We start from the raw sequence: 13,699 nt of genomic DNA on the forward strand, positions 1-13,699 counted from the left end.
GTGACTACGCCGCTTGAACCGAATCGGGAAACTCGGTCAGAGCAGCGCGCGGCGCTGGTGACGCCCAGCTATGCCGGCGACTTCGAGCGCTGCCGGCTGCTTTGCCGGACCGTCGACCGTCACGTCAGCGGAGCGGACCATCACTATGTCCTCGTGTCGGGTGCCGACGTCGCGCGTTTTCGCGCCCTCGAAGGCCCCCGCCGCAGCATCGTGGACGAGCGCGACATCCTGCCTTCGTGGCTCCACGGCCTGCCCGACCCGTTCAGCCTTTTCCGCCGCCACGTGTGGCTGAGCATGCGCGTCCCGCCCTTGCGCGGCTGGCACGTCCAGCAATTGCGGCGCATCGCCATTGCCCGGCACGTGTCCCAAAGCACGCTGGTCTATTGCGATTCGGACGTGGTGTTTCTCAAGCCGTTCGATTTGGCCTCTTTCCGCCGCGAGGGAAATCTGCGCCTTTACCGCCGCGAGGGGGCGCTGCAGCGGGAAGGCGGCGAGCACCTGGATTGGTTCGCCAATGCCGGAAAGGTGCTCGGCCTGCCGGAAGTTCTACCCGCTCCCAGCGATTATATCTCAACCGTCATCGCCTGGAGCCGCGACAGGCTGCTCGCCATGCTGCGCCATATCGAGGCCGGGCAGGGCCGCGACTGGGTGACGGCCATCGCCCGCCGCCGCCGGTTCTCCGAATGCCTCATCTACGGCCGCTACGTCGATGAAGTGCTGCAAGGCGCCGGCCACTTTCACGACGACACGCCCTTGTGCCGGGTCTACTGGTCGGGCCCGGAGCTCGGCGCCGAGGGTCTGGAGAAGCTGGCCGCATCCATGACACCCGAGCAGGTGGCCATAGGCATCCAGTCCTTCACGGGCACCGACCTCGACACGGTGCGCCGTTTCGCCGGCGTATAGCTAGACGCGCTTTGCCGGAAGTCTCAGCGCCGAATAGGTCAGTGCCGCCGACGCAGCGTAGATCATCAGGAACGCCCAGTTCAGCGCCGGCACCAGGTCGCGCGCCAAGTCGTGGCGCTCCAGAATATAGGCGAGCGCGACCGCCTTTATGCCGGCCAGAAGCACCAGATTGAGGGCGCGTATGGCGGTCTGGCCGCGGGCGAACAGGAGCTCGGCCTGATACTCCACCAGATTGCGCAGCCCCGGCACCGCCAGGGCCAGGATCACGAGCGGGGCGGCTTCGGCGACATTGGAGCCCAGAATGCCAGGCGCGAAGTAAAGCAGCACCGCAAGCGACAGCAGCGCCAGCGTCGACACGGCGAAGATGCCGGCCTCTATCCCCAGCCTTGTGCCGATCGGCCGCAGCATGTCCGGCGCGCGCATCATCTTCTGCACGAGCAGCATGGAGAAGGTGCGCACGGGAATGGCGGTCAGGTCCACCAGCCGCATGATGATGGCGTAGATGCCGGCCAGATGCGGCCCGCCCAGCGCCAGCACGAGAAGCTTGTCCAGCTCCATCTGCAGGTAGAACAATATCTCCGCGCCCGCGACATAGGCGGCGTCGCTCAGCCGGCGCATATAAAGGCGGGGCGTGAAGCGCAACCGCTGCCACGGATAGAAGAACGTGGCGGCGACAAGCAGCGAGAGCGCGTTGGCCGCCACATAGAACTGCGTCCAGATCCACAGATCACGCGTGGCGAGGAGGGCAAAAGCCAGCGCCGCGGCGGCGCGGATCGCCGTGCCGAAAATGACCAGAAACGCCCCGCGTCCAAAGCGGTTGAGCCCGTTATTGACGATGATGGCGGCCTCCGCCAGCCGCCACAAAAGCGCCTCGGCCGCGATGACCAGCGCAAAGGCGGCGGGCGCCATGTCGACCCGGAAGAAGATGAGATACATCACCCCGCCCGCCACCGCGACCACCGGCAGCGACAAGGCCGACATCGCCAGGAAGCCGACCGTATAGGCGCCCAGCAGGCGAGGCTTGACCGTGGCGATGCGATAGAGCGGGGCGATGAAACCGAAACCCAGAATGCGCGACAGCATGACGCCGGTGGCCGAAGCGGTGGCGAAGACGCCGAATTCCGAAATCGTCAGCGCATTGGCCAGGACGACGAAATAGGCGAGCGAAAAGACGAGCCGCCCCGCTGATCCGCTGATCGCCGAGAAATAGTCGCGCAAGACGCCTTGCCTGCTCCTGATGATCCCGACGACCGAAATGGCGAAGCCCCGATGCTGCTTGGTCCCACGGGATCGCCGTAGCAGCTAAAGCTTAATGCGCCGTTGGCAGGCGCGCAGGGAGCGCCGCATTAACTATTTGTTACCCGTGCCTGTTTAGCTTGGGTTAAGATAATCGCGGGCTTGGCGCTCCATTCTCTGCAAAGGCGGCAGTCATTAATGTTCAATTCCGACGATCAGCGGAAAGATCGGCGCAACCGGTCGCTCCTGTCTGGCGCGGGCCGCGGGCCGGCCCCAGCGCGGCCGCGCGGGCGCCCGCTGCTTTCGGCAAAGCCCGTCCGCCAGCCTGACCCGGCGCCGCAGGCACCGCCCCGCCCCGTGCAACCGCGAAAGCCACATGCGCCGGCGCCGGCCGGCCGCCTCGAAAAGACCCGCACCACAGACCAACGTCCGGGGCTGGTGGCCCGCATCCGCGATGCCGCCGCACGTCTGGCGCCGGCTTCCCCTCCCGTCCGCGAACCTCCCTATGAGGCTCCTCGCCGGGGGGAGCGGCAAGAAGAACCCCGTCGCCCGGAGCCGCACCGCCGGGATTGGAACGCTGACCATGCCCGGCCCGATCAGGACGACTACTGGAGACCGCTCATCGACCCGATGAGCGTCGTCTCCGGCATCGTCCGCGCCAAGGGGCTCATCGTCCTGACGACGATCCTCGGCGCGCTCCTCGGCGTCATCGTCGCCCTTTCGACGCCGAAGCAATACTACGCGCAGACCGAGCTTCTGTTCGATCCGCGGGACCTGCAGCTCGTCGACCGCGATCTCACCCGGGACGGACTGCCCTCCGACGCCACGCTGGCGCTGATCGAGAACCAGGTCAGCATCATCCGCTCCGGCTCGGTCCTCAACAAGGTGGTCGAAAGGCTCGGCCTGGCCGACGATCCGGAGTTCAACGGTCAGGGCGGCGGCGGATTCTCGCTGCCCGGCCCGCGCGCGCTTCTGGGCGGGCGAGGGGACGGGGGCGAGGCGGGTGCGTCGCTGCGCCGGTCGCTGGCCGTTCAGAACCTGGCCGAGAGCCTGGAGGTGGGCCGCGACGCCAAGACCTTCATCATCTATATCCGCGCCACCACCCGGGATCCGGAGAAGTCCGCGCGGATCGCCACGGCGACAGCCGAGGCGTTCCTTGAGACGTCGGCGAACATGCAGTCGGATACCGCGCAGCGCGCCAACGACGAGATCACCGGTCGTCTCGACGAGTTGCGCAGGCAGGTCGAGGAGGCCGAGCAGGCGGTGGCGGATTTCAAGAGGGAGAACGACATCGTCGACGCGCAGGGGCGCCTGATCACCGACGACGAGATCGTCCGGCTCAACGAACAGCTCTCCACCGCCCGCGCACGCACCGCCGAGTTGAACGCCCGCGCGGCCTCCACCCGCGACCTCGAGCTTGGCGACATTCTGGGCGGATCGCTGCCCGAGCAGGTTGCCTCGCCCGTCATGACCGAGCTGCTCACCCGATATGCCACCCTTCAGCAGCAGGCCGACCGCGCCGCCGCGAGGCTGGGGCCGCGACACCCTGACAACCAGACGGTCCAAGCGGAACTGGCAGGCGTGCGGGAGGCTATCGCGCGCGAGCTGAACCGCGTCGCCTCGTCCATCCAGGTCGAGTTGCAGCGTGCCGTTCGGCTCGAACAGGATCTCGCCGCGCGGCTGGCGCGCCTCAAGGCCGAGCAGGGCGATCTGGCCAATGAGCAGGTTCGCCTGCGCGAATTGGAGCGTGAGGCCGCGGCGCGGCGCGCGGTCTATGAATCCTTCCTGCTGCGCGCGCGGGAAACGGGCCAGCAGCGCAATCTCAATTCGGCCAATGTGAGTATCATTTCCGAGGCTTATCCGCCGCTCCTGCCGACCGGCGCCTCGCGCGCCTCGATCGCCATTGCCGGCACCATTCTTGGGTTCCTGGCCGGTGTCGCCCTGGGCGCCGGCATGGGCGCGATCGGCAGCCTGCGCGAAAACATGCGGGAGCGCCGCCGCAACGACGGCAATGGCGGCGGGCAATCCGCCGGCTGGCCGGAGGACGATGATCCCATGCCGCCTGGTCCCCGTCGGGACGGCAGGCCTTTCGCCCCGTCGGCCGAACCGTCGGCCTCGCCATCCCCGGCCATGCGGGCGGCCACCAGCTCCGCGCCGAGCGCGGTGGGCGAATCTTTACCCCAGCAGCCAGATCCGGCGGTGCCGGCGCAGCCCTTGGCCCAGCCGCAGCACGACCAGGCTCCGCCGCCGCCCATCACGATGCCGGTGCAGGGCTGGCCCGCGCCCATGATGCCCTATCCAGTGCCGTACCAGCCCATGCCGATGGCCTGGCATGCCCCGCAGCATTTCTATCCGCAGTTCATGCCGCCCATGCATCCCGGCTGGCCGCAGCAGACCGCGCCTGCTCCGGCCAACGACGCCCGCCCTTCTCCCGAACCGGAACCGGCCTCCGCCATCGACCGGATTCGCCGCTCCCTGCGGGAGTTCCGCGACGAGGTGGATGCCGTCGCCCGCAATCGCCGCTCCGCATAGCTGCACACCGGCATTGTCCGCTGTGCGGCAATGGAAGGCGCATCATGGCATTGCACCGCCGTGAATTGCCGCATATTGCGTGCATGCTCGAAGTTTCCGGAGGGAGTGCACGCATGGCTGACTTGATCGACGGAAAGGCGCTGGCCGCTGAAGTGACCGGCAAGGTCTCCCAACACGCCGCTGATCTCATCGCCTCGGGCACAACGCCCGGCCTCGCGGTGGTCATCGTCGGCGAGGATCCGGCCAGCCAGGTCTATGTCGCTTCCAAATCGAAAAGGGCGAAGGAGTGCGGCTTCCACTCGGTGCAGCACACGCTCGCCGAAGAGACCTCCGAAGATGAGCTCGTTGCCTTGGTCGAGGCGCTCAACGCCGATCCGGCCATTCACGGCATTCTCGTGCAGCTTCCCTTGCCCGGCCACATCGATTCAGGGACCATCATCCAGACGATCGCCCCCGAAAAGGATGTCGACGGCTTCCACTTCATCAATGTCGGAAAGCTCGGCACCGGCGAGCTCGACACCGCATTCGTCCCCTGCACGCCGGCCGGCGCGATGCTGATGCTGGAGCGGGTGCGCGGCCGGGATCTTTCCGGCCTCAACGCGGTCGTCGTGGGCCGTTCCAACATCGTCGGCAAGCCGATGGCCAATCTTCTTCTGGCCGCCAATGCCACCGTCACCATCGCCCATAGCCGCACCGCCGACCTTCCCGCCCTTGCCCGCACCGCCGATATCCTGGTGGCGGCGGTGGGCCGGCCGGAGATGATCAAGGGCGATTGGGTCAAGCCCGGCGCCACCGTCATCGACGTCGGCATCAATCGTGTTCCCGCGCCGGAGCGCGGCGAGGGCAAGAGCCGGTTGGTGGGCGACGTTGCTTTCGACGAGGCGGCGGCCATTGCCGGCGCCATAACGCCCGTACCCGGCGGCGTGGGGCCGATGACCATCGCCATGCTGATGGCCAACACGCTCGTCTCCGCCTGCCGGGCCGCCGGCAGGCAGCCGCCTGCGCTGTAGCGCCGGCACCCGGCATTGCACCTGCCGGCCGATCCTGTAGAAATACCCGCCATGATCGAAGGCGAGGGCACAGGGCGGCAATTCGCGTTCCTGCTGGTCGACAAGTTCTCCATGTTCTCGCTGGCCGCGGCCATCGATACTTTCCGTTCGGCCAACAGGCTCCTGGGCTACGACTTCTATTCGTGGACGACCGTTTCTGCCGATGGCGAGGCGGTGATGGCCTCCAACGGCATCCCCATTAAGATCGACTATGCCATCGACGACCTGCCGCCCGTGGACATCCTGTTTGCCTGCGTCGGCATCACGCTCGATTTTGCCGGCAAGGGAAAGGTGCTCAGTGCGCTGCGCATCATGGGTCGGCAGGGCCGTGCGCTGGGTGCGCTGGCGGCCGGCTCCTATCTCCTGGCCGAGGCGGGCCAGCTCGACGGCCACCGCTGCACCATCCATTGGGAAAACCGCGCCAGCTTCCGCGAGAATTTCCCCGATATCGAGTGCACCGGCAATGTCTACGAGATAGACCGCAAGCGCTACACCTGCGCCGGCGTCACCACCTCCATCGATCTCATGCTGGAGATCGTTCGCGGTGACCATGGGGAAAACCTGGCGAACGAGGTGGCGAACCAGTTCCAGCACGAAAGGATCCGCTCGCCGGGCGACCGCCAGCGCGTCGGCCCGGAGCGCGCGCTGATTGGCAAATCCGAAAAGCTCAAGAAGATAGTCGAGCTGATGGCCGACAATCTCGACGAGCCTTATTCGGCCGTGCAGCTCGCCAAGTCGGCGGGTCTTTCGGTGCGTCAGGTGGAGCGGCTGTTCCTGCGGCATCTGGGCATGACGCCCGGACGCTATTACATGCGGCTGCGCCTGGAACGCGCGCGCGAGCTTCTGCGCCAGACGAATATGCCGATCCTCGACGTTGCGATCGCCACCGGCTTCACCTCCCATTCCTACTTCGCGCAGAGCTACCGGCTTCAGTTCGGCCGTCCGCCTTCGGACGAGCGGCGCACGACCTATTGACGCCGCCGCGGCGCGGGACGATACCGGCGAGCAGCAGGTATCGTCTCCGGAGCTTTGCCATGTCCCTAAGGATCGTCCGCCTGGGCACGCCCCGCCATCCGCAGGAGGGAACGCGCATCGGCACCGTCCGCCGGCCGCCGCGCGGCGTCGCAAAGGAGCGGTTCGCGGCGGACGATTGGTACGACGTCTGGTATCCGGAGCTGTCGCCCAGTGCGGAACTGGTGGCCAATGCCCAGAAGGCGGAGACGCCCGCCGAGTGGGCCGCCTTCGTCCGCGCGTTCGAGGCGGAGATGAACGCGCCGGCCGCGCGGCGCACGCTGGACCTGCTGGCGGCGCTGTCCCATGGCGCCGATTTTTCGATCGGCTGCTATTGCGAGGACGAGGCGCGCTGCCACCGCTCGGTGCTGCGCGCGCTCCTGGCCGAGCGCGGCGCCGCGATCGCCTGAGCCGCCGCGTTCACCGGATCGCGACCCACAGCAGCCCGGCCAGCGCAGAGCCGAGAAGCACAGCCATCAGCGGCGCCTTCAGCCGGAAGACGGCGAAGACGGCTGCGGCCGTGAGCGCCAGCGCCGCAGCATTGAGGCTCGACCAGACCGGCACCACCACGGACATCCCGAACCCGCGCCAGGGCGAGATCTCGGCGAACAGCACATGCAGCGCGAACCAGATGGCAAGGTTCATGATGACCCCCACCACCGCCGCCGTGATGGCCGACATGGCGCCGGTCATGGCCCTGTTGCTGCGCAACCTCTCCACGAAGGGCGCGCCGAGAAATATCCACAGGAAGCAGGGCACGAACGTCACCCAGGTCGTAAGGATGGCGGCGAGCGTGGCGGCAATCATCGGCGAAAGCGAACCGGGATCGCGATAGGCGCCGAGAAAGCCGACGAACTGCACGACCTGGATCAATGGCCCCGGCGTCGTCTCGGCCATGCCCAGCCCGTCCAGCATCTCGCCCGGCTGCAGCCAGCCATAGTTCTGCACCGCCTCCTGCGCCACATAGGCAAGCACCGCATAGGCGCCGCCGAAGGTCACCACCGCCGTCTTGCTGAAGAACAGCGCGATTTGCGAGAAGACGTTCTCCCCGCCCATAATGCCGACGATCAGCGCCACCGGCACCAGCCACAGGGCGAGAAAGACCGCCGACACTTTCAGCGACCAGGCGACATTCGGCCGGGCATGCGCCGGCGTCTCTTCGCCAAGCGCGGATTCGCTGTCGGCGAGCGCCGGGCCGGAGGTCTTTCCGTGGCCGCCGCCGATCTGGAAGAGCGCCGAGCCCGCCCGCCCGCCGACGAAGCCGATCATGGCGGCGGCGAGGATGATGAGCGGAAAGGCGACGTCGAAGAAGAAGATCGCGATGAATGCCGCGACCGCGATGGCGATCATCGCCTTGTTCTTCAGCGCCCGGCTTCCGATGCGCATCACCGCGTTGAGCACCACCGCCAGCACGGCCGCCTTCAGCCCGAAGAACAGGCCCTCCACGACCGCTACATTGCCGAAGGCGGCGTAGATATAGCTGAGCGCCAGGATAGACAGGAACCCTGGCAGGACGAACAGCGTCCCGGCGACGATGCCGCCCGCCGTCCTGTGCATGAGCCAGCCGATATAGACGGCGAGCTGCTGCGCCTCCGGTCCTGGCAGAAGCATGCAGTAGTTGAGGGCGTGCAGGAAGCGGTTCTCGCCGATCCAGCGCTTTTCCTCGACGACGATGCGGTGCATCACGGCCATCTGACCCGCTGGGCCCCCGAAGCTGAGCGCCGCCACACGCAGCCACACTTTCACGCCCTCGGAAAAGGGTATGCCGTGATCTTGCGGCTGCGGGGAAGATCTCTTGGAAGTATCGTCAAGCTGCTCGGTCACGCGCTTTTGCCTTTCGCGTTGGGCCAATTGTGGTTTTCGTCGGTGGCATCCCGGCACCAGCGATAGAACGCGTCATAGAGCAGCATGCCTGCCTCGAGCTGTTCCAGGTCGTTCGCGAACATTCGGGAAAGGCCGAGCGAGGCGGCAAGCAGGCCGGCTGCCTGCGGGGCAAGGTCCAACCGCCCGGTGTCGGCGGCGCGTACCATGGTGGCCAGCCGCAGAAGCGGCTCGGTGGAAAGCTTCAGTTCCGCCACCATCACGTCGAACGTGCACAGCTCTCCCCGGTGGCTCCAGAACACGTCTTCGATGTCGAACGGAACGGCATCGAACCGCTCGCCGACCGCCGCCACCTCCTGCGGCGCTACGAAGAGAAAGACCGCCTGCGGGTCGATGAAGCGGCGGATCAGCCACGGGCATGCGATCCGGTCGATCTTTGGCCGCGCGCGGGTGACCCAGACGCTTCCGCCGAGGGCGGCTGTCTGAGGCAGGCGGTCGACCGGAACCACCGGCAATCCCGCCGCCGTCCAGGCCTCGAACCCTCCTTCGAGCGACTCGGCCGCGACGCCCTTGTTGCGGAGCCACGCCGCGGCTCCCTCGCTCAGCTTCTTGCCCTGTTGGCAGATGATGATGGCGGTTTTTCCGGCGATCGCGCCGCTCCAGTCCTGCACATCCTGATGGGACCTGCGGCCGGAGCCGGGAACGAGGCGCGGATCGGCTGAAAAATCCTCCTCTGTGCGAACGTCGATCAGCGTCGGGCATTGCGGCGTGCCGATCAGGCGGGCGATTGTCGATGGATATGGTGGTGGGAGAGGGCATGACGCGTCCTTCCGTTTTACCGGTTTCATGGACGCGATACTTGGGCTGGCGCCTCGTGGGGAGATCACGATCCCCATGACGATTCATTCACGCCGTTCGCCCTTTCTGTCAAGCGAGCGGTTTCAAAAAACCGCCGCGCCCTGGTCGGCCCGGCTCGCCAATTGACGGAACCCGGCGAAAAGCTCCCGGCCGAGGCCGAACTGGTTGCCGGAAAGATCGGCTCGGGCCTGCTCGCGGCCCTGCAGTTCCTCCGCGCTGACCAGCACTTCCAGCGTCCCGGCATTCGCGTCGAGCCGCATCATGTCGCCGTCGCGCACCTTGCCGATGACCCCGCCGTCGAGCGCTTCCGGCGTCACGTGGATCGCTGCCGGCACCTTGCCGGAAGCGCCGGACATGCGGCCGTCGGTCACGAGCGCCACTCGGTAGCCCCTGTCCTGAAGCACGCCCAGAAGAGGTGTCAGCTTGTGCAGCTCCGGCATGCCATTCGCCATGGGCCCCTGATAGCGGATGACGGCGATGAAATCGCGGTCGATCTCGCCGGCCTTGAATGCCGCCTGCAGCGCTTCCTGCGTCTCGAACACGATGGCCGGCGCCTCGATCAGGCGATGCTCGCCCTTCACCGCCGACGTCTTGATGATGGCCTGGCCTATATTGCCCTTGAGAACGCGGATGCCGCCGGTCGGCTGGAAAGCCTTTGCATAAGGCGCCAGCACCTTTTCGTCGCCGCTCGCCGCGGGCGCCTGTTCGCGCACCACATTGCCGTCCGCGCCGAGTTTTGCCTCGATCGCATACTGCCTGAGGCCCGGCCCCCAGATCGTCTGCACGTCTTCGTGCAAGAGCCCTGCATCCAGCAGTTCCCGGATCATGAAGCCCAGACCGCCGGCGGCGTGGAAATGGTTCACGTCGGCCAGGCCGTTGGGATAGACGCGGGCAAGCAGCGGCACGTTCTCGGAAATGTCGGCGATGTCCTGCCACGTCAGCCTTATGCCCGCCGCCGCCGCCATGGCGATCAGGTGGATCGTGTGGTTGGTCGACCCGCCCGTCGCGTTGAGCCCGACGACGCCGTTGACGACCGAGCGCTCGTCGATCATGCGGCCGACCGGCGTGAACTCGTTGCCGAGAGACGTGATCGCGAGCGCGCGCCTGGCCGCTTCCTTGGTCAGCGCGTCGCGCAACGGCGTGTTGGGATTGACGAAGGACGATCCGGGCGTGTGCAGCCCCATGATCTCCATCAGCATCTGGTTGGAGTTGGCTGTGCCGTAGAAGGTGCAGGTGCCCGGACCGTGATAAGATTTGGATTCGGCCTCCAGCAGCGCCTCGCGCCCCACCTTGCCCTCGGCGAAGAGCTGGCGGATCCTCGCCTTCTCGTCATTGGGCAGGCCGGTGGTCATCGGCCCGGCGGGAATGAACACGGCCGGCAGATGGCCGAAGGTGAAGGCGGCGATCGCCAGCCCCGGCACGATCTTGTCGCAGACGCCGAGGAAGACAGCCGCGTCGAACATGTTGTGCGACAGGCCGACGGCCGCCGCCATCGCGATCACGTCGCGCGAGAAAAGCGAAAGCTCCATCCCGGGCTGCCCCTGGGTGACGCCGTCGCACATGGCCGGCACGCCGCCGGCCACCTGCGCCACGCCGCCTGCTTCGCGCGCCGCCTCTTTGATGAGCGCGGGGAACGGCTCGAATGGCTGATGCGCCGACAGCATATCGTTATAGGAGGTGATGATGCCGAGATTCGGCACCGTATCGCCCGCCAGCGCCTGCTTGTCGTGCGCGCCGCAGGCGGCGAAGCCATGTGCGAGATTGCCGCAGGAAAGGACGGTGCGGTGCGCTCCCTTGGACGCGGCCTCGTCCACCCGCGCAAGATAGGCCTCGCGGGTCGGCCTGGACCGTTCGCGAATGCGCTGCGTGACGGCTTCGATTTCTCTTCTGGCGGTCATGATCCTGTCCTTTGCTGACGCCGCCGGGCGGCGCGGGCGTTGATGATTTACGAGGCGGACTTGGGCGCCCAGTAAACATGGACCGGCTTGGCGGCCCGTTCGATGACGGCACGGATCGGCGCCTGCCGGCCTTGCGAACGAAGCGCTTCGTTGAGCGCTTCCTTCTTGTCGATCCCCTCGATATGCAGCGCGACCTGCGCCGCCCCGGTGATGGCGCCCATCGAAAGCGTCAGGCGGGGCTCCCCCGCGCTGGGTGCGGTGACGGGCCGCACGATAGGCCCGTCGTCCCCCTCCAGAAGTTCCGAGATATTCGCCGCGTCCGGGAAGAACGAAGCGGTGTGCTTGTCTGTTCCCATGCCGAGCACGACCATGTCGATCGGCTGCGGCAGGCTCGAAAGCGCGGTGGACGCGCGTTCGGCTGCCGCCGACACGTCGTTCGTATCGCTGTGCAAGCCGATGAAATCCGCCTTCGCTGCGTCGTTCTGCAGCAAATGCTGGGCGACGAGCCGCGCATTGGAGCGCTCCGAGGAAGGCGGCACCAAACGCTCGTCCACCAGCGTCACCGTCACGTTCTCCCAGGGCAGCTTCTGGCGCGACAGGGCGCGGAAGAAAGGCGGCGGCGTGCTGCCGCCGGACACGGCCAGCGAGGCTCTTCCGCGCGTCTTCACGGCGTTCGAAAGCTGCCGCGCCACGGCCCTGGCCAGGGCGTCGGCAAGTTCCTCCCCGGTGGCGAACTCGTGCCGTTTGGTTTCCGCGCTCATCAGATGCTCTCGTGCCAGGTGCGCCCGTCACGCTCTATGAGGGCGATCGAGGCCGACGGCCCCCAGGTTCCGGCCGTATAAGCCTGCACATCCTGTCCCGTTTCCTCCCATCCCGCAACGATGGGATCGATCCAGCGCCATGCCGCCTCCACCTCGTCGCGGCGCATGAACAGCGTCTGGTTGCCGCGGATCACGTCCATGATCAGGCGTTCATAGGCGTCGGGATTGCGCACGTTGAAGGCGTCGGCGAAGCTCATGTCCAGCGGCACATGGCGCAGGCGCATGCCGCCCGGCCCCGGATCCTTGATCATGATCCACTGCTTGACGCCTTCGTCCGGCTGCAGCCGGAGGACGAGCTGATTGGCAAAGACGCGTCCCACGCCCTCGCCGAATATGGAATGCGGGATCGGCTTGAACTGGATCACGATCTCTGAAGCCCGGCCGGCCAGCCGTTTTCCGGTGCGCAGATAGAACGGAACGCCCGCCCAGCGCCAATTGCCGATCTCAGCCTTGATGGCGACGAAAGTCTCCGTGTCGCTTTCGGCGCCGAGCTCCTCGCGGTAGCCTTTGACCGCGCCGCCCGAGGATGCGCCCGAACGGTACTGGCCGCGCACCGTCACCTTTTCGCTGTTGGCCGGCTCGATGGGCCTCAACGCGCGCAGCACTTTCAGCTTTTCGTCCCGCACCGCGTCGGCATCCATGGAGGCCGGGGCTTCCATCGCCACCAGGCAAAGAAGCTGCAGGATGTGGTTCTGCACCATGTCGCGCAAGGCGCCGGCCTTGTCGTAATAGCCGGCACGGCCTTCCAGCCCCACCGATTCAGCCACGGTGATCTGCACGTGATCCACATGGGCCGAATTCCACAGCGGCTCGTACAGCGCGTTGCCGAACCGCAGCGCCATCAGGTTCTGCACCGTCTCCTTGCCCAGATAGTGGTCGATGCGGAAGACGCGGGTTTCGTCGAACACCCGCCCGATCACGTCGTTCACCTGCTTGGCCGTCTCGAGGCTGCGGCCGATGGGTTTTTCGACGATGATGCGCGAGGCCGGGCTCGCCAGATCGTGCTTCTCGATATTGTCGACGATGTCGCCGAAGATGCCCGGCGCCACGGCGAGGTAGAAGGCGCGCACGCTATCGCTGTCGCCGATGGCGCGCTTCAGCCGGTCGAACCCCTTGCCGGTCTTGGCATCCGCCGGCACATACGAGAGCCGTGCCAGAAAGTTCTCCAGCTCGACGGCGTCGATGTCCGCCTTCGCCACATGCTCTTGGATGGCGGTCCTGGCGAATTCGCGAAAGGCGTCGTCGCTGAGTTCGGAACGCGACGAGCCGATGATCCGCGTCGGCTCGGAAAACTGGCCTGCCCGCTGGCGCTGGTAGAGCGCGGGCAGAAGCTTGCGCTCGGAAAGATCGCCGGTGGCGCCGAAAACCACGAGATCGAAGGGCTCGACCGGTATCGTCTGGCTTGTCATCGTTGCTCCAATTCGCAGCAGTCCCGCATTTCTGAAAAGCCTATAATCTAATCGATTTAACAATGCCAGCTTTACAATGCCACCCATAGCCGCCTTTTGAGCCAGCGCTTGACAGAAAGGGCCTGGCAGCGCTTCTCAAAGGGAAGGCCAGGATAGGCCCG

The 13,699-nt window shown here is 66.5% G+C and carries 11 protein-coding genes; 5 read left to right on the forward strand and 6 right to left on the reverse strand.

Annotation, left to right across the window (positions count from 1 at the left end; all coding sequences use genetic code 11):
* Complete coding sequence (locus tag NTH_RS14320; protein ID WP_338530638.1) at positions 1-903, forward strand: DUF6492 family protein; 903 nt, start codon at positions 1-3, stop codon at positions 901-903.
* Here the strand turns inward: NTH_RS14320 and NTH_RS14325 are convergent, their stop codons facing one another.
* On the reverse strand, positions 904-2,142 hold the full coding sequence (locus tag NTH_RS14325; protein WP_338531921.1) for a lipopolysaccharide biosynthesis protein: 1,239 nt from the start codon (positions 2,140-2,142) through the stop codon (positions 904-906).
* A 354-nt stretch (positions 2,143-2,496) separates the two neighbouring features.
* Between NTH_RS14325 and NTH_RS14330 the strand changes: the two genes are divergently transcribed.
* From NTH_RS14330 to NTH_RS14345, 4 genes are all read left to right on the forward strand, one after another.
* Positions 2,497-4,671, forward strand: a complete 2,175-nt coding sequence (locus NTH_RS14330; protein WP_338530639.1) for a GumC family protein — start codon at positions 2,497-2,499, stop codon at positions 4,669-4,671.
* A gap of 113 nt (positions 4,672-4,784) precedes the next feature.
* Positions 4,785-5,681, forward strand: coding sequence for a bifunctional methylenetetrahydrofolate dehydrogenase/methenyltetrahydrofolate cyclohydrolase FolD (folD, locus tag NTH_RS14335; RefSeq protein ID WP_338530640.1), 897 nt, complete (start codon positions 4,785-4,787; stop codon positions 5,679-5,681).
* Between the two features lie 51 nt (positions 5,682-5,732).
* Positions 5,733-6,695: a GlxA family transcriptional regulator gene (locus NTH_RS14340; protein ID WP_338530641.1), complete on the forward strand. Its 963-nt coding sequence runs from the start codon at positions 5,733-5,735 to the stop codon at positions 6,693-6,695.
* Between the two features lie 59 nt (positions 6,696-6,754).
* Entirely contained in the window at positions 6,755-7,141 is a 387-nt protein-coding gene (locus NTH_RS14345; RefSeq protein WP_338530642.1) for a DUF488 domain-containing protein, read from the forward strand.
* Positions 7,142-7,151: 10 nt separating this feature from the next.
* Here the strand turns inward: NTH_RS14345 and chrA are convergent, their stop codons facing one another.
* The 5 genes from chrA to zwf all read right to left on the reverse strand — a co-directional run bounded on the left by chrA (position 7,152) and on the right by zwf (position 13,538).
* Positions 7,152-8,555: a chromate efflux transporter gene (gene chrA, locus NTH_RS14350; protein WP_338530643.1), complete on the reverse strand. Its 1,404-nt coding sequence runs from the start codon at positions 8,553-8,555 to the stop codon at positions 7,152-7,154.
* Positions 8,552-9,400 (reverse strand): sulfurtransferase/chromate resistance protein, encoded by an 849-nt coding sequence (locus NTH_RS14355; protein ID WP_338530644.1) that lies wholly within the window; start codon positions 9,398-9,400, stop codon positions 8,552-8,554. The genes chrA and NTH_RS14355 overlap by 4 nt, the downstream gene beginning before the upstream one ends.
* 93 nt (positions 9,401-9,493) lie before the next feature.
* Complete coding sequence (edd, locus tag NTH_RS14360; RefSeq protein ID WP_338530645.1) at positions 9,494-11,308, reverse strand: phosphogluconate dehydratase; 1,815 nt, start codon at positions 11,306-11,308, stop codon at positions 9,494-9,496.
* Between the two features lie 47 nt (positions 11,309-11,355).
* Positions 11,356-12,069: a 6-phosphogluconolactonase gene (gene pgl, locus NTH_RS14365; RefSeq protein ID WP_338530646.1), complete on the reverse strand. Its 714-nt coding sequence runs from the start codon at positions 12,067-12,069 to the stop codon at positions 11,356-11,358.
* The gene (gene zwf, locus NTH_RS14370; protein WP_338530647.1) at positions 12,069-13,538 is read right to left on the reverse strand and encodes a glucose-6-phosphate dehydrogenase; all 1,470 of its coding nucleotides are present in this window, start codon (positions 13,536-13,538) and stop codon (positions 12,069-12,071) included. The genes pgl and zwf overlap by 1 nt, the downstream gene beginning before the upstream one ends.
* Positions 13,539-13,699: the final 161 nt, after the last annotated feature.

This window comes from Nitratireductor thuwali (genome assembly GCF_036621415.1).
Lineage (GTDB): Bacteria > Pseudomonadota > Alphaproteobacteria > Rhizobiales > Rhizobiaceae > Chelativorans > Chelativorans thuwali.

Excerpts from the sequence above, each read along its gene's own strand:
- pgl (WP_338530646.1), bottom strand. The coding sequence starts at position 12,069 with ATGAGCGCGGAAACCAAACGGCACGAGTTCGCCACCGGGGAGGAACTT.
- edd (WP_338530645.1), bottom strand. The coding sequence starts at position 11,308 with ATGACCGCCAGAAGAGAAATCGAAGCCGTCACGCAGCGCATTCGCGAA.
- NTH_RS14355 (WP_338530644.1), bottom strand. The coding sequence starts at position 9,400 with ATGAAACCGGTAAAACGGAAGGACGCGTCATGCCCTCTCCCACCACCA.
- folD (WP_338530640.1), top strand. The coding sequence starts at position 4,785 with ATGGCTGACTTGATCGACGGAAAGGCGCTGGCCGCTGAAGTGACCGGC.
- NTH_RS14340 (WP_338530641.1), top strand. The coding sequence starts at position 5,733 with ATGATCGAAGGCGAGGGCACAGGGCGGCAATTCGCGTTCCTGCTGGTC.
- zwf (WP_338530647.1), bottom strand. The coding sequence starts at position 13,538 with ATGACAAGCCAGACGATACCGGTCGAGCCCTTCGATCTCGTGGTTTTC.
- NTH_RS14345 (WP_338530642.1), top strand. The coding sequence starts at position 6,755 with ATGTCCCTAAGGATCGTCCGCCTGGGCACGCCCCGCCATCCGCAGGAG.